This window comes from Mucilaginibacter sp. P2_D11, assembly GCF_056404435.1.
The window spans coordinates 52,945-72,770 of record NZ_JBFUEA010000021.1; the positions used below are offsets into that span (position 1 = coordinate 52,945).

Annotated in this window: 23 protein-coding genes and 1 rRNA gene; 14 read left to right on the top strand and 10 right to left on the bottom strand. The window is 42.6% G+C overall.

Going from position 1 to position 19,826, the window contains the following annotated elements; translation table 11 throughout:
* Window positions 1-60: 60 nt before the first annotated feature.
* The 8 genes from flxA to AC1DXC_RS24550 all read left to right on the top strand — a co-directional run bounded on the left by flxA (window position 61) and on the right by AC1DXC_RS24550 (window position 7,223).
* Entirely contained in the window at window positions 61-1,608 is a 1,548-nt protein-coding gene (gene flxA / locus AC1DXC_RS24515; protein ID WP_477461812.1) for a flexirubin biosynthesis tyrosine ammonia-lyase FlxA, read from the top strand.
* Window positions 1,608-2,336, top strand: coding sequence for a flexirubin biosynthesis SDR family reductase FlxB (flxB, locus tag AC1DXC_RS24520; protein ID WP_477461813.1), 729 nt, complete (start codon window positions 1,608-1,610; stop codon window positions 2,334-2,336). Before flxA ends, flxB begins: the two co-directional genes overlap by 1 nt.
* A 3-nt stretch (window positions 2,337-2,339) precedes the next feature.
* Complete coding sequence (locus AC1DXC_RS24525) at window positions 2,340-2,759, top strand: hotdog family protein (protein WP_477461814.1); 420 nt, start codon at window positions 2,340-2,342, stop codon at window positions 2,757-2,759.
* Between the two features lie 5 nt (window positions 2,760-2,764).
* Window positions 2,765-3,919, top strand: coding sequence for a beta-ketoacyl-[acyl-carrier-protein] synthase family protein (locus AC1DXC_RS24530; protein ID WP_477461815.1), 1,155 nt, complete (start codon window positions 2,765-2,767; stop codon window positions 3,917-3,919).
* 191 nt (window positions 3,920-4,110) lie between these two features.
* Window positions 4,111-4,575: a hypothetical protein gene (locus AC1DXC_RS24535; protein ID WP_477461816.1), complete on the top strand. Its 465-nt coding sequence runs from the start codon at window positions 4,111-4,113 to the stop codon at window positions 4,573-4,575.
* A 10-nt stretch (window positions 4,576-4,585) separates the two neighbouring features.
* The gene (locus AC1DXC_RS24540) at window positions 4,586-5,791 is read left to right on the top strand and encodes a beta-ketoacyl-[acyl-carrier-protein] synthase family protein (protein WP_477461817.1); all 1,206 of its coding nucleotides are present in this window, start codon (window positions 4,586-4,588) and stop codon (window positions 5,789-5,791) included.
* The gene (locus AC1DXC_RS24545) at window positions 5,792-6,847 is read left to right on the top strand and encodes a beta-ketoacyl synthase chain length factor (protein WP_477461818.1); all 1,056 of its coding nucleotides are present in this window, start codon (window positions 5,792-5,794) and stop codon (window positions 6,845-6,847) included. It abuts the gene before it with no gap.
* Between the two features lies 1 nt (window position 6,848).
* Window positions 6,849-7,223, top strand: coding sequence for an ApeI family dehydratase (locus AC1DXC_RS24550; protein ID WP_477461819.1), 375 nt, complete (start codon window positions 6,849-6,851; stop codon window positions 7,221-7,223).
* Here AC1DXC_RS24550 and AC1DXC_RS24555 read toward each other — a convergent pair whose 3' ends face one another.
* From AC1DXC_RS24555 to AC1DXC_RS24590, 8 genes are read right to left on the bottom strand one after another with little or no spacing between them, the layout of a single operon-like run.
* Complete coding sequence (locus tag AC1DXC_RS24555; protein WP_477461820.1) at window positions 7,224-7,487, bottom strand: phosphopantetheine-binding protein; 264 nt, start codon at window positions 7,485-7,487, stop codon at window positions 7,224-7,226. It abuts the gene before it with no gap.
* Window positions 7,487-8,764, bottom strand: coding sequence for an ABC transporter permease (locus AC1DXC_RS24560; protein ID WP_477461821.1), 1,278 nt, complete (start codon window positions 8,762-8,764; stop codon window positions 7,487-7,489). Before AC1DXC_RS24560 ends, AC1DXC_RS24555 begins: the two co-directional genes overlap by 1 nt.
* Window positions 8,764-9,519 carry an ABC transporter ATP-binding protein gene (locus tag AC1DXC_RS24565; RefSeq protein ID WP_477461822.1) on the bottom strand — a complete coding sequence of 252 codons (756 nt, stop codon included), beginning with the start codon at window positions 9,517-9,519 and terminating at the stop codon, window positions 8,764-8,766. Before AC1DXC_RS24565 ends, AC1DXC_RS24560 begins: the two co-directional genes overlap by 1 nt.
* Window positions 9,510-10,523, bottom strand: coding sequence for a BtrH-related acyltransferase DarH (gene darH, locus AC1DXC_RS24570; RefSeq protein ID WP_477461823.1), 1,014 nt, complete (start codon window positions 10,521-10,523; stop codon window positions 9,510-9,512). Before darH ends, AC1DXC_RS24565 begins: the two co-directional genes overlap by 10 nt.
* A complete protein-coding gene (gene DarG, locus AC1DXC_RS24575) occupies window positions 10,513-10,920 on the bottom strand; it encodes a flexirubin biosynthesis protein DarG (protein ID WP_477461824.1) in 408 nt (135 codons plus the stop codon). Before DarG ends, darH begins: the two co-directional genes overlap by 11 nt.
* Before the next feature lie 14 nt (window positions 10,921-10,934).
* Entirely contained in the window at window positions 10,935-12,083 is a 1,149-nt protein-coding gene (gene darB, locus AC1DXC_RS24580; RefSeq protein ID WP_477461825.1) for a dialkylresorcinol biosynthesis protein DarB, read from the bottom strand.
* A 4-nt stretch (window positions 12,084-12,087) separates the two neighbouring features.
* A complete protein-coding gene (locus AC1DXC_RS24585; RefSeq protein WP_477461826.1) occupies window positions 12,088-12,990 on the bottom strand; it encodes a hypothetical protein in 903 nt (300 codons plus the stop codon).
* A gap of 11 nt (window positions 12,991-13,001) precedes the next feature.
* Window positions 13,002-13,502, bottom strand: coding sequence for a hypothetical protein (locus AC1DXC_RS24590; protein WP_477461827.1), 501 nt, complete (start codon window positions 13,500-13,502; stop codon window positions 13,002-13,004).
* 235 nt (window positions 13,503-13,737) lie between these two features.
* Here AC1DXC_RS24590 and AC1DXC_RS24595 point away from each other — a divergent pair, with 235 nt between their 5' ends.
* From AC1DXC_RS24595 to AC1DXC_RS24615, 5 genes are read left to right on the top strand one after another with little or no spacing between them, the layout of a single operon-like run.
* Entirely contained in the window at window positions 13,738-14,535 is a 798-nt protein-coding gene (locus AC1DXC_RS24595) for an SDR family oxidoreductase (RefSeq protein WP_477461828.1), read from the top strand.
* 19 nt (window positions 14,536-14,554) lie between these two features.
* Window positions 14,555-15,016 (top strand): 3-hydroxyacyl-ACP dehydratase FabZ family protein, encoded by a 462-nt coding sequence (locus AC1DXC_RS24600; protein ID WP_477461829.1) that lies wholly within the window; start codon window positions 14,555-14,557, stop codon window positions 15,014-15,016.
* Complete coding sequence (locus AC1DXC_RS24605; protein WP_477461830.1) at window positions 15,013-16,290, top strand: beta-ketoacyl-[acyl-carrier-protein] synthase family protein; 1,278 nt, start codon at window positions 15,013-15,015, stop codon at window positions 16,288-16,290. The genes AC1DXC_RS24600 and AC1DXC_RS24605 overlap by 4 nt, the downstream gene beginning before the upstream one ends.
* Complete coding sequence (locus tag AC1DXC_RS24610; RefSeq protein ID WP_477461831.1) at window positions 16,287-16,541, top strand: acyl carrier protein; 255 nt, start codon at window positions 16,287-16,289, stop codon at window positions 16,539-16,541. Before AC1DXC_RS24605 ends, AC1DXC_RS24610 begins: the two co-directional genes overlap by 4 nt.
* Window positions 16,541-17,197, top strand: a complete 657-nt coding sequence (locus tag AC1DXC_RS24615; protein ID WP_477461832.1) for a 4'-phosphopantetheinyl transferase family protein — start codon at window positions 16,541-16,543, stop codon at window positions 17,195-17,197. Before AC1DXC_RS24610 ends, AC1DXC_RS24615 begins: the two co-directional genes overlap by 1 nt.
* Window positions 17,198-17,477: 280 nt before the next feature.
* Here the strand turns inward: AC1DXC_RS24615 and AC1DXC_RS24620 are convergent, their stop codons facing one another.
* Together AC1DXC_RS24620 and AC1DXC_RS24625 are read right to left on the bottom strand one after the other, a co-directional pair.
* The gene (locus tag AC1DXC_RS24620) at window positions 17,478-18,731 is read right to left on the bottom strand and encodes an Hsp70 family protein (RefSeq protein ID WP_477461833.1); all 1,254 of its coding nucleotides are present in this window, start codon (window positions 18,729-18,731) and stop codon (window positions 17,478-17,480) included.
* A gap of 17 nt (window positions 18,732-18,748) precedes the next feature.
* The gene (locus tag AC1DXC_RS24625; RefSeq protein ID WP_477461834.1) at window positions 18,749-18,970 is read right to left on the bottom strand and encodes a DUF6965 family protein; all 222 of its coding nucleotides are present in this window, start codon (window positions 18,968-18,970) and stop codon (window positions 18,749-18,751) included.
* A 622-nt stretch (window positions 18,971-19,592) separates the two neighbouring features.
* Between AC1DXC_RS24625 and AC1DXC_RS24630 the strand changes: the two genes are divergently transcribed.
* Window positions 19,593-19,826: ribosomal RNA gene (locus tag AC1DXC_RS24630) — 16S ribosomal RNA — on the top strand; the annotation flags it as partial.

Consider the following 19,826-nt stretch of genomic DNA (forward strand, 5'->3'; position numbering starts at 1 on the left):
GCATATATTTTATACTTTAGCTGTTTATTAATCACCTTTGATAGAACAAATAATTTGCCCATGATACTTGTTGGACAAACAACACTTTCTTTAAACGACTTTTCCGAACTTATTTTTAAAAATCAGCAAATTGCTTTAGAACAGGGCGCTTTAAAAAAGGTAAACGACAGTTTTAATTTTCTTAAGCAATTCTCGTCTAACAAACTTATTTACGGTATCAACACCGGTTTTGGGCCAATGGCGCAATACAAAGTGAGCCAGGAGAATATTCTGCAGTTGCAATACAATCTTATCCGGAGCCATTCATCGGGCAGTGGTAAATTAATGCCGGCCCAACTGTCAAAGGCGTTAATGATAGCACGTTTAAACAGTTTTATGCAGGCTTATTCGGGCGTTCACCAGGAAGCGGTTGATCTTTTAACGCAACTTATCAACCTAAATATTTGTCCCTGCATTTACGAGCATGGCGGCGTCGGGGCCAGCGGCGACCTGGTGCAGCTTGCCCATTTAGGTTTAGTATTAATAGGCGAGGGTGAAGTTATTTTTGAAGACAGTGTTCATTCAACTAAAACTATATTCGACAAGTTTGGCATAAAACCGCTGTCCATTCATATCCGCGAAGGGCTTGCCATCATAAACGGTACATCGGCCATGACGGGTATCGGCCTTATAAATGTAATACAGGCCCGGAAATTATTAAACTGGCAGTTGCTTTTCTCAGCCATGATAAACGAGGTAGTTGGTGCCTTTGACGACCATTACTCGCAAGAGTTAAATATTGTAAAACATCATAAAGGCCAAAACAAAATTGCGGCCGTAATGCGCGATGTGTTGAAGGACAGCAAAATGATCCGTGACCGATCTGAGCATCTTTATAACCCCGATAACCTTGATCAGGAAGTTTTTGAGGATAAAGTGCAGGAATATTATTCGTTACGATGTGTGACGCAGGTATTGGGCCCCATTTATGATACTATTGAGCAAGCGGAAAATGTGCTGGTAAATGAGCTCAACTCGGTTAATGATAACCCGGTAATAGATCATTTGAATCAAAATATTTTTCATGGCGGTAATTTTCATGGCGATTATGTGTCGCTTGAAATGGATAAGCTAAAAATTGCTACCACCAAGCTATCTATGCTCGCCGAGCGCCAGTTGAACTACCTGCTTAACAGCAGGCTTAACCAAAAGCTGCCGCCATTTGTAAATTTAGGGGTGCTTGGCTTTAACTTTGGTATGCAGGGCATGCAATTTACGGCGACTTCAACCGTGGCCGAAAATCAAACACTGTCGTTCCCTATGTACGTGCATAGCATTCCTAACAACAACGATAACCAGGATATTGTAAGCATGGGTTGCAATGCGGCCTTAATGACTAAAAGAGTAATTGATAATTCTTTCGAAGTATTGGGAATTCATTTAATGACCATTTTGCAGGCAATAGATTACTTAGACTGTCAGGATAAACTGTCGGCGGTGTCGCGGTCATTGTACGACGAAGTAAGGGCGATATTCCCGAAGTTTGTGGAAGACGAACCAAAATATAAAGACCTGGCAAGGATAAGAGAATTTTTAGAAAGTACCGAACGGATAAACGCATTTGCCTGATGAAATGTGCACTAATCACCGGTGGATCACGGGGAATTGGCAGGGCTATTTGTAATAAGCTGGCTGCCGAAGGCTATTTTATACTCATCAATTTTAAAAGTAATACGATTGAGGCAGAAAAGACCCTTTTATTAGTGAAAGAGGCAGGAAGCAACGGCGAATTGCTGCAATTTGATGTTGCAGACAAAGACGACATTACCACAACCCTGGGCGACTGGATAAGGAACAATCCCGATAAATATATAGAGGTGCTGATAAACAACGCCGGAATAAGGGATGATAGCCTGATGGCTTGGATGGAAGCCGGCCAGTGGGATAACGTGCTTAAAACAAATTTGGATAGCTTTTTTTATGTAACCCGCCTGGTTTTAACCGGTATGCTGCTGCGTAAGTATGGCCGGATAGTTAATATCGTATCGCTATCGGGTTTAAAGGGGCTGGCAGGGCAAACTAATTATTCGGCTGCAAAAGCCGGCGTTATAGGTGCAACCAAGGCACTTGCTCAGGAAATTGCCCGGCAGGGCATCACCGTTAACGCCGTGGCACCCGGTTTTATTAAAACAGATATGACCGAGGGGTTAGATGAAAAGGAATTAAAAGCATTGATACCTGCAAAACGCTTTGGCACAACCGAAGAAGTTGCACATGTGACGGTTTTTTTGGCATCGGCGGGAGCATCTTACGTAACCGGGCAGGTACTGTCTGTTAACGGTGGCTTATATTCATAACTTATGGATTTGCCTGTCGATGATATAACCGCACTTATTCCGCAGAAACATCCTTTTGTATTTGTTGATAGGCTATTATATGCAGATGATGGTTTAACCAGGAGTAGTTTTGTTATAAAACACGGAGCAGTGTTTGTTAAAGGCGGCCAATTCCAGGAAGCTGGGCTGATGGAAAATATAGCCCAAACCGCTGCTTTGCAAGTCGGCTATACGGCAGCGAAGTTTAACGAACCTGTAAAAAAAGGTTACATTGGCAATGTAAAAAACCTTGAGATATTAAAACTGCCAAAGGTTAATGAACAGATAATAACTGAGATAAGCATAGGGGAGCAGATATTTGATGTGACCATAATAACCGGCAAAATTATGCTTGGCGATGAAGAAATTGCAAGGTGCGAAATGAAGGTTTTTGCTGATAATTGAAACAGATGATGACTGCAGGGGGAAATAACGACCGAAACGTTTACGTGGTAGCGGATAATATTATGTCGCCATTGGGTAATACTACAGCGGCAAATTTTTCTGCTTTGCAAGCAGGGCAAACCTCAGTAAAAAAACAGTTTGATAAAGAAATTGCCTCAGAACCTTTTTTTGCCTCCCTGTTTGATAAAAGCGAAATATTTTTTAAAAATATTGACGGGGATTATACCCGTTTTGAGCGTTTGGCGATGGCATCTGTGTCGGCTGCGATGAGCAATACTAACCTTAATGCTTCTGACGGGAAAACAGTTTTTATACTTTCCTCTACAAAAGGGAATATCAGCCTTTTAGAAACGCAGCAAAACAGTGCCCAACTAAACCAGAGGGTATCATTAACCACTTCGGCAAATCTGATTGCAGCCCATTTTGGGTTCATAAATAAGCCCGTCGTGGTGTCAAACGCATGTATATCGGGTGTGTTGGCCATCATTACAGCTATGCGGCTCATCCGGTCCGGAGAATTTGATACCGCGGTAATAAACGGGGCAGATGTAATATCAAAATTTGTGGTTTCGGGCTTTCAGTCTTTCCAGGCATTGAGCGACGAGGTTTGCAAACCATTCGACCATGAACGCGACGGCCTAAACCTTGGCGAAGGGGCGGGCACTATAGTACTATCAGCAAACAAACAATTTGCAAACCATGTTAAAGTTTTGGGCGGGTCGGTAAGCAATGATGCCAACCATATCTCCGGCCCATCGCGCACCGGGGAAGAATTGGCTGGTGCCATAAACAACGCATTAAAAGATGCCGGCAAGGGCGTTGATGATATCGATTTTATTTCGGCACATGGCACGGCAACCATGTATAACGACGAAATGGAGGCAACGGCGATAACATTAGCGGGTTTACAAAATGTGCCACTGAATAGCCTTAAAGGAAATTACGGGCACACGCTGGGTGCTGCGGGCATTATAGAAACGGTGATCTCGCTGCAATCTTTAACCCAAGGATTGCTGATACCAACCACCGGGTACCGGGAAAATGGTGTTACCAATGCGGTAAATGTTTGCACAGAAATGTCAGCAACAGATGTTAAAACTTTTTTAAAAACAGCTTCGGGTTTTGGGGGCTGCAATGGCGCAGTCATATTCGGTAAATAATTATTTTTGGAACACAGGCTTATTATAGAACTTTGATAACAAACAGGTATATAACCGTTAGCAGTAAAATAGTCGGTGGGCTTGTGCAAAAAAATGCCGAAAGGTTGTTTGCCAACCCGCAAACCGCTCTGCCCGAATTTTTGTTGTCTGTTTATCAGTATTTAAAATTCAGTTATCCCAAGTTTTATAAGATGGATAATTTGAGCAAACTGGGCTGGCTCGCTTCTGAAATACTACTTAAGGATGCCAATTTAAAAGAAGTTTACGATCCGGCGCGGGTTGCGGTAGTTTTGGCTAATGCAAATTCCAGTCTTGATAACGATCTGAAATATGTTAAAACGATTGCCGAAGGTGCAAGTCCGTCAGTATTTGTGTATACATTGCCTAATATTGTAATTGGGGAAATTTGCATTCGTAATAATTTTAAAGGTGAGCATGCCCTTTTTATACAGGATAATTTTGACGAAGATTTTATCTTTAAACAGGTAAATTACTTACTCGATCGGCAGTTAGCCTCGGCTTGTATATGCGGTTGGGTGGATGTATTGGGCGACAACTACAAAGCAGTACTTTTTTTGGTAGAAGATAAACAAGCTTGTGATGCAGTGGTTTTCTCGCCCGAAAACATGGCGAAAATATTTAATCAGGAAAATTAACACTTTAAACTTGGGTACTCATACAACAGTTTACATAGCGGGTTTGGGCGTAATTTCGGCCATCGGTAATAACGTTGCCGAACACCTGGATGCTTTTAAGAATAGAAAAGCAGGTATGGCAGGTATTACCATTATTGATACCATTCATAAAGGCAAGCTGCCCGTTGCCGAAGTGAAATTATCTAACGAGGAACTTATATCGCTAACCGGGCTTACGGAGCATAACAGCCGCACAGCCTTGTTAAGTCTTGCCGCCGCCGGCGAGGCAATAGCTGATGCTGCTATCCCCAATTTAGATAAACTACGATTAGGCCTTGTATCCGCTAATACCGTAGGCGGTATGGACCGGAGCGAAGATTTTTTTATTAAGTTCCTTGCAGATAAATCTAAAGGGAAATTAAAAAACGTATACGACCACGAATGTGGCAGCATTACCGAAATTGTTGCTGATAAATTAGGTATTACTGATTTTGTTACCACCATAAGTACGGCATGTTCCTCATCGGCTAACGCAATATTTTATGGAGCACGCCTTATTAAAAATGATGTAGTTGATGTGGTTATTGCTGGCGGTGCGGATTCGCTTACAAAATTCACCTTGAATGGCTTTAATACCTTAATGATACTTGACGAAGATTTTTGTAAACCCTTCGATGAAAACCGTAAAGGACTGAATTTAGGGGAAGGGGCGGGTTACGTTGTACTGGTATCTGATAAAGTAGCCAAAACTTTAAGCAAACCTGTGTACTGTACCTTAAGCGGCTACAATAACAGCAACGATGCATTCCATCAAACGGCCTCATCGCCGGACGGCACGGGCTCATATATGGCGATGCAAGGTGCTATGAAAATGAGCGGTTTGAAACCATCCGATATCAATTACATTAATTTACACGGCACCGGAACACCCAATAACGATAGCGCCGAGGGCACTGCAGTAAAACGTGTGTTTGATTCGGATTATCCGCTTATGAGTTCTACCAAATCATTTACCGGGCATACGCTTGGTGCGAGCGGAGGCATAGAGGCCGTATTTTCGGCACTGGCGATTAGGCATAAAATAATTTACCCTAACCTTCGGTTTCAAACCCGTATGAACGAACTGCCGTTTGAGCCGGAGACACGCTATTTAACTGGTCAGCCGGTAAAACATGTGATGTCTAACTCATTTGGCTTCGGCGGCAATTGTACATCTTTAATATTTTCGGAGGCTTAGATGAAAATATACATACGTTCCTCGGCCTGTGTGTCGGCTCAGCATACTTTGGCAGCCGGAAATTTTCTTGAAGATATTGTGGAGTATACCGGCAATCGTTTGCCGGTTATAGAGCCGGACTATAAACGGTACATCGACCCCAAGCAAATACGGCGGATGAGCAATGTGATAAAAATGGGGGTAGCCGCCGCTAAAGAATGCCTTGCAGAAGCGGGTGTTGAAATGCCGGGTGCAATTATAACCGGTACCGCATTTGGCTGCATGGAAGATACTATTACTTTCTTAACACGGATAATTGAATACCAGGAGGAGTTGCTGCCGCCAACAGCGTTTATCCAATCAACGCACAATACCGTTGCAGCTCAAATCGCCCTGATGCTGAAATGCCACAACTATAACAATACGTTTGTACATAAGGGGATGTCTTTTGAAGCCGCTTTGTTTGACGCGGTTATGCTGTTGAAAGAAGAGGAAGCAAATAATGTGCTTGTTGGTGGCACGGAAGAAATGGTCGACACAAGTTTTATAGTTCTAACCAGGCTTGGGCTTTACCGGCGTTTCCCCGTATCTAATCTTCAATTATTTACCACTACATCTAAGGGTACAATAGGGGGGCAGGGGGCGGCTTTTTGTTTATTGAGTACCAACTCCTCCCCAGATAACTTAGCCGAACTGGTGGCTGTTAAAACGCTTTATAAACCAAATGATCTTACCGGCGGCATAGTCGAGTTCTTAAAGGCAAATTCCTTGACCATTACTGATATTGAATTGGTTATAACCGGTAAAAACGGCGATATTAATAATGATGAACCTTACCGGCAATTGGAGTCGGACATATTTAGCAACGCAACAATTGCCAACTATAAACACCTGTGCGGTGAGTACCCCACCTCATCGTCCTTTGCATTATGGCTGGCTTCAAATATTATAAAAAATCAAGTGGTGCCGCCAGTGCTCCTTCAAGACCAGCAGTTTGTAAAGCCGCCGAAGAAAATTCTTTACTACAATCATTACCAAGGTAAATATCATTCGCTAATGCTTCTTTCAACCATATAAAATGGCATTAGCAATCGACGGCATATTCAAAATAGAAAACCTGCAACATAACAACGGGCAGTTGATTGCAACGCTCGGCTTAGATAAAAACCATCCAATTTTGGGGGGGCACTTCCCCGGGCAGCCTGTGGTACCCGGGGCGTGTATGCTGGCCCTGGTTAAAGATATAGTTGAATTCGCTTTACATTTTACCCTTCAACTGAAAAATGCCGGCAATATCAAATTTATGCAGATGATAACGCCCGATAATAGCCAGCCGCTGCAGCTTATTATAACCTACAAACCGCCCCAGGCTGGCCTGCTAAGCCTCAACGCTTCTATTTTAAATGGAGATATCGCCTGTTTTAAATTACAAGCTATTTTCCGGATAATATAGTTATTTAGCGGTATTTGCCTGAATGTAATCGGCAATAGTTGCTACATCTACCAAAACTTTACGTCCTTCCCTCGGGTCTTTTATATCGATACCGTATTCTTTCTTCAACAATACAATTAGTTCAAGTGAGTCGATAGAGTCCAACCCCAGGCCATCTCCAAATAAGGGCTCTTTATCAGCTATATCTGCCGGGGTAAGATCGGTCAGGTTTAAAAATTGAATGATCTGTCTCTTTAATTGTTCTTTTAGTTCGGTAGTTTCCATTATATTAAGTTCTTTCTTTTTAAGCCCGCAAAGGTCAGTATCTGGAGCAATAGGGTAATAATAAATAAAAGCAGGATATTGTTTAAAACGTCTTTAAGTTTTCCGCCCTCTAAAAATAGTGAATAATAAGCCTGCAGGCACCAGTGCATAGGCGATATGTTAGCCGCCGATTTAAAAAAGCCCTGCATAGCAAAACTGGGCACCATTAAGCCGCCCACACAAGCAAGTATCACTATGGAAACGGCGCCAAATCCGTTGGCTTGTTCCTGAGTTTGGGCAAATACGCCTACACACATAGCATAACTTACGGCACACCATCCGCAAACAATGGTCACAATAATTAATGCCGGCACATCCGAAGGTAAATTTAAGGCTGGGAGGCCGACAAACGGAAATAGCCAGATGCCCATAGAAAATATCACTGCTGCCTGCAGCATAGTTACCGCAAGGTAGGTGATCTGCTTGGAGAGCATGCCCACCAGGTAGTTTGTTGGCAGGGTTTTTAACCGGATAAAGCTGCCGCTAACTTTCTCGCGCACTACACTGCCGCCAAGCGACATAATGATGAAAAACATGGCGAAGATAGTCCAGGCGGGTACATTATGCTGGGTAGCATTAGGTGTGGTACGTGTACCGTCTTTTGAAACCGGGACCTCATTGATGGCCGTTTGGTTATTCAGCATCTCGTTTTCCAGTTTTTCCGGCAACTCTTTTTCGTTCATGGAAAAATACAGGCTGCGAAGCGTTTCGCGGCTCTCCACAAGCTGTAAAGCGCTGCGCAAAGCACCTTGTACAGATAGCCTGATATTCTCCTGCAAAACAGGGTTATAGTAAACGGTTAACGGATCTACATCGCCAGCGTTTTTAATGCTGTCACCTTCAAGGCCGAAGCTTTTTAGTGCTTTGCCGGCAACGCTTTTTGATTTCGCACTTACCTTAGCCGAAAAATCCGTTGGTATAATGATGCCCAGCATAGCATCTTGCTGATGCATGGCTTCGGCAATTTTTTGTTCGCTTTGATCTCCGGATACTTGCGTGGCCTTAAACATGCCTATCTTATCAATCGCTTTGATCAATTGCTTGCTCGCCTGCCCGGTATCGTTGTTGTTAATGATGATGGAAAGCTTGTTTTTATTAACCAGTTGAAAAGTGCTGTTTTGGATGCTGGTTACTACTACCACTAATACAATCGGCATAATAAACATCAGCGCGATGCCTACCCTATCGCGCAGCAATATCCTTACGTCTTTTACTATGGTGGCTCCTAACTTAAACATCAGTTCCTGTATTCCTTTCCGGTTAAATTCAGGAACATTTGCTCCAGGTTTTTTTGGTTATGCGTTTTAAGCAAATGTTCAAGATTATCCTGGGCAATTATTTTTCCGCCGTCTATCAATGCAACCTGTTCGCAAAGGTCCTCGGCCTCGTTTAACTGGTGCGATGTGTAAACCAATGTGGTTCCGCTTTTGTTAAGCGCTAAAAGGTAGTCGAGAATAGCGCGCCCGGTTTGTACATCCACGCCAACGGTAGGTTCATCTAAAAATAGGATTGCCGGCTTATGAACTACACCTATAGCCAGGTTCACCCTTCGTTTCATCCCGCCCGAAAATTTCTGCACCTGTTTATTTCTTACATCATTTAGCCCCAAAATTGTCAGCAGTTCATCTGTTCGGTTTTTTATGGTTTGCTTATCAAGCCCGCTCCACGCTCCAAAAAATTCGAGGTTCTCAACGGGGCTTAATTCGTGATAAAACGAAAAATCCTGCGGGATAAAGCCAAAAAGCTTACTAACGTTGTTTTTATTTTTGCCGATTTCGTGCCCCAGCAATTTGATGCTTCCTTCGTCGGCTTTTAGTAAACCGGTCATTAAACTAATTAAGGTAGTTTTACCGGCACCATTCGGGCCAAATAAACCAAATCGATCACCTTTATTCACCCTAAGGTTAAGGTTAGAGAACGAAACATCCGAATTGCCGGGATAGCGGAAACCAACGTTGTTTACGTCTATGGCTATTTCCGGTGCTAGTCCCATTTTATTTGCTTTAGAGTTTCAAAGGCTTGCTTCTCTACTGCGGCAATTTCAATTAAGTAATCACCCATTTTGTCAAAATCCTGCTGACAGGTTAACCGGCCCTTAAAAATCCCTGCGGCTTGCACGGCAGCTGTGCGCCACATATCGCCGGCCTGTGTAAATGTGACCGAAATATCTAAAAAACCTTTGCCTGGCCAATAAGCATCTGCCTCCTGTAAAAATGCGGCATAAATGTACCTGAAACCGCCACCACCGGTACCTATCTCTTCCTGCATCCTAACCAGTTGTGCAAGGTAAAGGCCGGCTTGTTTAAGCCCAAGTTTATCAAGCCACTTTTTTATTTTAAGGCCGGTATTTTTAATGCCCGCAACCCCCGCAAAACTGCCGGGTATGCTCAACATATTGTATGCGGTTCTTTTAATGCCGGCTTTAATGGCCTGTTTTATCTGGTCGTTGGTAATGGTTGTAGCTGTTTTTGGAAAATAGATTTGCCCGTTTGGTGCCAAAGCACCTTTTGCAAAGCGCACCCGCTGCAACTCATAACTGCCAAGTGTGGTAGCTTCATACATAATGGGGTCGCTTATCAGATATTTATCTTCCTGGTATCCGTAAACCACTAAGTTATGGCCGTTAAAATGGAAGCGGTATTCCTTTGGGAAATAGGGCAGGTAGTAAACGCCAACCTGGCAACCTACAGGTATGCCCTTATCCAATTGCTGGCGCAAAAATGCTTCTGCGCTTTCTTTAGAGAAAAATCGCTTTTTTACGATGGGTATATTTAACGATTTACAGGTACGGCTAAAAATATGCCCCGGCAGCGTGCGGAAGGCAATTGCAGGCCCGTTATTGATCTTAATGAGCGGGATGTAAACAAAAAATAACCCGGCGCCTATGCCAAAAGCGAGTGGCTCGGTTATTTTGCCCCCCGAAGCTTGTCTCAATAAATTGCTGGTAACGCCCGATTCACAATGTGCCGCCTGACGATGTTCAAACTCAGTCTTCATGCACCGTCATGGTTTTAAGGTCTTCAATTGTAATGTTAAATGCTTCCGCGTATTTTTGTAATTTATAATCTGGCAGATTTTTAAAAACATCAGGCTTTAGGTGGCGTTTTATTTGCCATTGCCAAAAGCCCGAATAGTCGGCAAGAATGCTCAGATCCATCAACCGGTATTCCATAAAAAAATGTAGCGGGCTGGCTTCATTGTTAAGCACCTTTTGTTTGGCAACTGCTATACGTTTCTCAATATCGCTCCACGCTAAATCAAGCGCATCTATTTTTACATTCCAGCCGCTGCTTAAAGCCGTTTGGTATTTACCTTCACTGTCTGTAGCGTAGCAAACCTCTTTGGTTATTTTACCAAGCGCGCTTAAATCCTGTGGTATATCTTCCTTTTTCATGGCTCAGTAAACCATTAGCAAACGGTAAGCATCGCATACATGTAGGAAAAACGCGCACTTTCGGGCACAAGCAGCAATATCTTTTCACCCTTTTGTAACCTCCCGCTTTTAAATAGTTCATCTATCATCAGGTATACAGATGCGGCACCAACGTTACCCACGGTGTAAAGGTTAATGAACCATTTTTCGTAAGGGATCCCACCGCCGTATTCCTGTATCATATCATAGATTTTACTTTTAAAGAAGTTGCTTGATATGTGAGGCAGAAAATAATCGATATCATTTACCGTTAAACCCTTCTTCTCGAAGATCTCTTTGATCTTTTTACCACCCAGCGGTACTATATTATCGCTCAGCAATGTAATGTCCTGCTTAATGCTAAAGATAGATTTGGTCATGATTTCGTCCGGCGTATAGTCCATAAAACCCTTTAACGAGCCGTCGGCTTGTTTATCGCCGCCCATGTACATACAGGTGGCCATCTCATTAGCGTATGATACACCTTCTATCCATTCAATGCGTAACGACAGGCCGTTTTCATTTGGCTTATCCGTCATTAAAAATGCCGAGGCACCATCAGATAACATCCAGCGTAGAAAATCTTTTGAAAAAGCGATGTAGGGGTTCTCTTCCATCTCTTTTAGTTTTTGAGCCTCCTCTTCAAAAACCTTAGAAACCAATAAACCCGAAAATCTTTCGGAACCGGTTGCAACAGCAGTTTTTACCTCTCCGGATTTGATGGACAAGAAAGCATACTTTAAGGCATGCATACCTGCGCAGCAAACACCTGCAGGTGATACTACTTCAATGCCGCCGGTTTCGGGCAGCCAGCCATGTGTCATCACACCATGGCTTGGCATCATTTGATCGGGTGATGATGTGCCGCAGGATAATAACTCTATCTCTTTTAAACGCTCTGTATCGTTATCGAATAATTCCCTGACGGCCAAGGCAGTCATTTGGGCATTAGTGTGCGTAGACCTATGGTCCTTATCAAGCGCATAGTACCGGTTGATGATCCCATTGTTACGAAGGACTATCTTTTTAGATTTTGATGGTTTGTTATCAATATACCCTAAATATTGCTCCATTTCGTCGTTAGAAACAGGTTCGTTCGGGAAATAAGCTGAGGTATGGTTGATATAAACTTTTGTATCAGACATGTAATTAAGTAGTTACTTGTAAATAGGTTAATTTCTTTTTTTTAATTCTGTTAGACGAAAACGGTTTTAAAAATATAGCATCCAAAAATATCAATATAGGGGCACCCAAAAATAATGCGATAAATAAATAGTATTTAAACGCGCTAAGCCATGGCACCTGGTTTTTGCGTTTTGAAATAAATTTTGCCCAAACCGCAAAAATTGGTTTGGCCCTTGCTTCGGTAAACATTAGCGTATAATTGATTACTACCGCCTTTTGTTTTATTAATTCGTTCTGTAAATTGGTCCAATCTCCTAAAGCCAGGTATTTACTAACAGTTTTACCAAATATTTCGGTGTTTTGGATGTCCTTTTCATCAATGCCGGGCTTCGGAAATATGTTAAGATATCGATCTTTTTTGCCGGATAACATCCAATAAAAAATGGTGATAAAGCTAACAACGTTGGGGTGCCTGTCTACCAGCGATATGTTGCCTACCAAATTTGCACCGGCATCGGTCAGTGATTTTTTAACGCGTACAAATGCGTTTAGCCACATATTGCGGGCAGCGCTTATTGTAATAACGGGAGTATCCTTTAATAATGCCTTAAATTCGAGGTTTTGCAATAGAGAATTGGCAGGTATACTGGGCGACAGGAACCAGGGCTGCCATCCTAATATGATCAGATCGTATTTTTCTTCCTTTAAATTAAGGGGTTCGAGTGGCCTTGGCACGCTTAAAACACAATCAGGCATCACCGAAAAAAAGCGTTGGCCCGTCCAGGGGAAATCATAGTTGTCCACCGGCTTCAGCGTTACTATTTCAACGGAGGCACCGCTGGCAATAATTGGTGCCGTAAAAGAGTTGATAATCTCGGTCATTTGACCGGATTGCGTATAGTAAATAGCCAATATTTTTTTATTCATCCGATGCAAATTTATAAATCTTCGGCATGTAATACCTTCGACTTTTTGCAGTACTCTAAGATAGCATACTGAACCGATTGAGGCAGGTTTTTGAAATTCTTCTGGATCAATAGTTTATCTTTTTCGATATCGTTATGGTACTTTACTATTTTTGGCGCATTTTCTTCGATCGCCAGGCGTAAAAACCTGAACTCGGTATTATCCGGGGCAGCAAGGATAGCTGTTTCGAGCTTTATACGGCCTTCCTTAAAAAAGCGGAGCTTCTTTTTGGCGCCATGTACCTTACCGGCTTTACGCATTAACAATGCACCTTCGTACCCTTCTTTATTGGCAAGGCCGGATGCCGCCACTAATTCTATCTGTTTATCAATAGCGTCAACGTCACCGGCGCTCATCACCTCGTAAAATTCCTTTTTTTCGAATTTTTGCTGTGCCCGGCCGGTTTTTGAAAAGCCGAAGCTCAAAAGCATAACCGCAACCAAAGTGATTTTCCACTTAAAAATAATCTTCATAGTTATCAAACATAATTAATTATAAATACTCATCAACCCGAAAACGCCCTAATACATAATAAATATTGGCAACATAAACTTATCTTCTTAACAATTGTATAATATGTGCATTCCGTACAAAAAATTTCATATACTTTAACTTACTTTGGGGTTGCAATTTTTAGCTGTTGCCGCTGTGGTGTATAATCAGCACATACAGGACAATTAGAAGTTAAAAAGGTTTAAATGTGGATTAATGGATAAAAATTTACAATTTAAAGGTTCGTGGGCGGTTATTTTAGGGGGGTCGAGCGGTTTCGGTTATGCTGCTGTTGAGAAGCTTGCCAACCATGGCATGAATATAGCCCTGCTCTACCGCGAACCATCTGTTACCGAAAAACCATTGTTGAAAAAGCTTTTAACGCTTGCCCAAACTAAGCAGGTTAATATTCTTCCCTATAACATTAACGCGCTTGACGCTGCCGGCCGCGATTTATTTATTGAGAAAATTAAGCCTATTGTTCATAAGCATTCGGTAAAACTGCTATTGCATAGTATTGCCCGGGGTAACCTAAAACCATTGGTTGCAGAGGGAACTTCTGAACTGTCTGTAGAGGATATCCAACTAACCAGCTATGCCATGGCAAATAGTTTGCTCGACTGGACCAGGCTATTGATAAAGGAAAATTTTTTTGCAGCCGACAGCCGCATTTTAGGCCTTACCAGCGAGGGCGCGCACAAGTACTGGGATAGCTACGCGGCCATAGCTATTGCAAAGAGTTCGTTAGAGAGTTTAGCTAAGTACATGGCGGTTGAGTTTAGCCCGGCGGGTATAAAAACAAACATTATACAAGCGGGCGTTACAGAAACACCGGCATTAAAAATGATACCCGGCAGCGACAAATTGATAGAAACAAGCATGGCAAGAAACCCCATGGGCAGGCTTACAACGCCCAATGATGTTGCCAATGTAATTTACCTTTTATGTACTGATGAAGCGTTTTGGATAAACGGCGCATTAATTCATGTAGATGGCGGAGAACATTGTAAGTAATTTATAGTTAATAGCATTCATGACCAATCATATATTAAACCATCTCCCATATAAATCGTCTTTCCGTTTCGTGGATCACATTGCTTCGTTAAATGAGGATGGCGTAAAAGGAGAATACACGTTAAAGCCTGATTCTTTTTTTTACGAGGATCATTTTGAAGATAACCCGGTTACGCCGGGCGTTATCATCACCGAAATTATGGCGCAAATAGGCCTGGTGGTTTTGGGTATGTTTTTAATAATGAAGGAGGCCGATTACAGAATTGACGGGAAGGACTCGATGTTTCCACTGTTAACGTCAACGGATGTATCGTTTTACAAAATGGTGCTGCCGGGGCAAAAAGTTACGGTGATCTCGAAGAAAGTGTATTTTAGGTTTGGCAAACTAAAGTGTTATGTAGAGATGTTGGATAGCGATAACGAACTAGTAGCCAAGGGTACGTTTGCGGGCATAATTAAACAAATTGCGGTTAAAAAATGAGTAATCGTGTAGTAGTTACCGGCTTAGGGGTAGTATCACCAAACGGGGTAGGTATAAGCGCTTTCCTGGATGCGATACAAAATGGTGTATCAGGCATAAAATTTATGCCGCATTACAGGGAACTGAACTTCAGTTGCCAGGTAGCTGGGATGCCCGATTTTGATTGGGAAAGTTTGAAAAATTACATATCTGACGTTACTTTTCACGGTTTAAAAGGCACTAATATAGGTTACGGACTGGCTGCTGCACTGGATGCCTGGGCAGATTCGGGCATGAGTTACGACACGGTGGAGCCACGCTGGGAAACCGGTTGTATTTTTGGCAATAGCATTGCCGATACCGAAGCCATGAAAAACGTAATCAGCAAGGTTGATAATAAAGAGGCTCGTAAACTTGGCTCGCGCGTGGTAGAGCAAACCATGAATAGCGGCGTTACGGCATATATATCGGGCAGGCTTGGTTTAGGCAATAAGGTTATAACCAACTCGGCGGCCTGCGCAACTGGTACGCAGGCCATTTTAATGGGGTATGAATATATTAAGCACGGCTACGCAAAGCGTATGCTGGTTGGCAGCACCGAACATGTAGATACTTATGTTTACGGGGCTTTTGACAGTATGCGGGTACTATCCAGGAAATTTAACGATGAGCCTGAAAAGGCATCGAGACCAATGAGCGCTACCGCTGGCGGTTTTGTTCCGGGATCGGGGGCAGGCGCGCTTGTGCTGGAAGACCTGGACTTCGCGTTAGCACGTAATGCCCGTATTTATGCAGAGGTACTTGGCGGATCAACAAACTCCGGCGGACAAAGGCAGGGCGGCACCATGACGGCGGCAAACTCTACCGGTGTTAAAAGATGTATCGCCGAAGCTATGTTCGCTGCCGGTATAACCGGTGCAGACATTGACCTGATAAGCGGCCATTTAACTGCCACCAATGCCGATAGGCAGGAAATTATAAACTGGACGGAGGCCCTAAGCAGGGCAGGGGATGATTTCCCGCTGACGAACTCGTTAAAATCAATGATCGGGCACGCGTTGAGTGCCGCAGGATCAATAGAAACCGTGGCATCGGTATTGCAGATTGTGCACAATTTTGTTCACCCCAACATTAATTTGGAGGATCCGAATCCCGAAATTGCAAATTTGATAGGTTTAGAGCGGTTACCTGTGAAAATGATAAAAAAAGAAGTTAACATTGTAGCAAAAGCAAATTTTGGTTTTGGAGATGTAAACTCCTGTTTAATACTAAGTAAATACTTTAACAAAAAATGACGAGAGAAGAGATTTTAAGTGAACTTAAAAAGGTTATTGCACCTTATACAACTAATAAAGAAATGCTGGCAGGCATTGATGATAATACTGACTTGATTAAAGACCTCCAGATCAATTCTGCCAATTTGGTTGATATTATTATTGATGCCGAGGCTAAATATGATATTGAAATAGATTATGATTCGGCCGATAAAATGGTAAATGTTGGCAACTGCTTGGATGTTATTAGCGGAAAGCTTGAAGAGAAATAATGGTAAGCGCCGGCAATGATATTGTATCGTTTGCAGAAACTGATCCCGTTAGAACTATACAACCAGCCTTTTACAAAAAAATCCTTACTGATTGGGAAGTAATTCAATACCAAAAATTAGAGAGCAATATCGTTGCTTTTGAAGCATATGTTTGGCTACTTTGGTCAGTTAAAGAGGCCGCTTTCAAGTTTCTTCGTCGGCTAAATGCCCAAATGGTATTTTCTCCTACAAAATTTATCATTGGTGATATTAAATTAGTGGAAACCATGGGGCTTAAAAGCCTGGACTCTGATAAGGTTGAAGATGCCAATACCAAAAGCAGTTGGCAGGGCCGTATCACCTTCCACAATACTGAGCTAACTTTTTTTTCGGCAATAGGGGATGGCTATGTACACTCTGTAGCTCATCAAGTTCATTATTCGGGGCAGAGCTATTCTGCTGTTAAACAAATTGCCGATTCTTCAGCACAAAATCAATCTTCCCAAGTGAGGGAATTGTGTATGGATAACTTAAGGCGGTTAAAGCCCGCCGCCCGGTTTAACATTATCAAATCTGAGCAAGGAGTGCCCTCCATATATAATATTGAAGAAAATTTGACCTACCCCGTTTCTTTTTCGCACCATGGGCATTTTGTTGCTTGTGCGTTTGTAATCTAATACAATGGCTTTGAGAATATCGGCCAAATGCCATATTTAAATGTTAATCCCAAAAGTGGTGTACTTATTTTATCTGACGCCAGACAAATTCCTCATATTGGTCAAAAAGGTATATTTGCCTGTCGTATAACAACGCAGTGGGTGTTCAGGCTTTGTCCAAAAAACGCTATTTCCCGGAAACGGGAGGGATCTGCCACAACGTTATTTCTATCATCGGTGTTTTGAATGATTGATTATAAGGGAAAACCCGAAATTGTTGTTAGTGACCGTGCCAATGTCACTAACTCCCGAAAAGATAGCCGCTATAGGCCAGGCCGTTAGCTACGCTTTTGAAGTTGTCGCCTGAATTCAGGTTCACATGCGGGAACTTGTTTTTAAACAACTTATGGATACTTTTCACCATGGAGGTTCCGCCTGTAAGAAACAGCGTATCGATGGCGTTTGCATCAATTCGATTTGCCTGTAAAAAATTATCCAGATAAGCGGCGATCCTGCTTACATCTTTTGCAATTACCTGTTCATAATCCGGCAAGCTAACCTCCTCTTCGATTTCGATACCCATGTGGTGATAGCTGAATGCCGTACTGTCAGCGGCAGTCAGGGCAATTTTTGTTTTTTCAATAGCCCGGAATACAGAATAACCCAGGTTGTTGTCAATGAGCGTGAGCAGGTTTTTGAAAAGCCGGTCTTCCCGCGAGAAATAATAGTAATCTTCCATGTCCTTTTTTATGCGAAGGCCATTGAAGAAGTTCATTTGTTCCCAGGAACAGATATTTACGAACAGTGATTTCGGGACGGTCAGCACCTTGCCCGGAGTGGCTTCATATTGTGTGTTCTTGCCAAAATAGGGGGTACCCTTTTCCCACATAAAAGCAGCATCTAAACTATCGCCGCCTACGTAAATCCCGCCTGTAGCCATCATGTCATTTTTCCGGTCTATGCTCCGGGATTTCTCGGGGTCAAGTACAAGATAGGTGAAGTCTGTTGTGCCACCGCCAAGGTCGGCTACCAGTACATTTTCCTTTTTTGTAAGGTTCTTTTCATAAGCAAATGCTGCCCCGATAGGTTCAAATTGAAAACGGACATCGGTGAAACCGGCAATCTCCGTTGCCCTGTTTAGTCGCGTTTGGGCTAAGGTGTCTTTTTTTACATCATCATCATCGAAGAAAACCGGCCTGCCAATAATTGCTTTCCGGCAATCCTGCCCGATCAGCAGGTCCGCGCGTTGTTTCAGCTCCTTCAAGATAATTGCTACCAGGTCTGGGGCGGTGTAGCGTTTGTTTTGTATGCGAGTTTCGGTGAAACTGGGTCTGGATAACACCTGTTTCACAGATTTGATGAAACGCCCTTTCATGCCATCTTCCAGGTACGCCGAGATAGCTTCTTCGCCTACAACATAACCAGGCCGCTGGTGATAAAAATAGATCAGCGAAGGAATAATAAAGGTGTGCTCTATCTCCCGCGTTTGTTCATTGTAAACCGCCAAAGCCGAATTGGTCGTACCAAAATCGATCCCATATAAATACGCACTCATCCCAGTAAATTTGAAAATTAAAAACGCGGGATCTCCTGCCCATCAAAGGGATGTTCTATCGCAGCGGCGATCCTGGCCAGCCGGTACCGGGAGCGGTGGTCTTTCGGGTCGGCCATCATTGCTTCCAGATTGGTTTTGACAGCCTGTTTTACGCGGTGTTGCGTAGTGGCGCGATCAAGGCGTAAAGTTTCCGGTAATATAGCATGCTCAAAGTAGGCCATTAATTCTTCATCACTCATCCTGCAAAAATAGTAAAGCATCAATTCACTGCTGCTTTTATTGTCAAAATTCTACTGGCTGCATAGCCTTAGCTTATTAACAATTCCAGGCATTGCACCGCAATGCGCTTGTTTACAAATACATCGCGCTTAATATAGTTCTACGCCATTCGTTTAAATGCTATTGGATTTTCGCTATTTTATTCAACTTAAATTCCTTATTGTCAAATACTTGTGTTTTAAATGTCCTTATTTAAATAAAATACTGCGGGAGCCCAATACGGGCGCCACGCTCGTTGTCAATTTTATTTACCTGTTAATTAGCTACTTGTAGGTATTTTGTTTTTTAATTCGTTAAATTGAAAAACAAATGTACCTTTGCACTCCCGAAACGAAGGGAAATATTTGAAAGCAACTTTCGAATAATTGAAATAAGAAGTTAAGAAGTGTTAAAGCTTCGAAAACATATAGCCGAACCGAGACGGAGAAGCGCAAAGTTCTTTTAAGAAATAGAAAATCATGTAGTGTAACGAATCGAAAGATAGTTATGATTACAAACTTGGTAGATAATGTAAGAGAATATTTTTTTTACAGATTTCTATTGATTGAGTTTAATAGGGTCTGGATTATAACAACACATTATACAATGGAGAGTTTGATCCTGGCTCAGGATGAACGCTAGCGGCAGGCCTAATACATGCAAGTCGGACGGGATTTGGGAGCTTGCTTCTGATGAGAGTGGCGCACGGGTGCGTAACACGTATGTAACCTACCTTAATCTGGGGGATAGCCTCTCGAAAGAGAGATTAACACCGCATAACATTACCGGATAGCATTTTTTGGTAATCAAATATTTATAGGATTAAGATGGGCATGC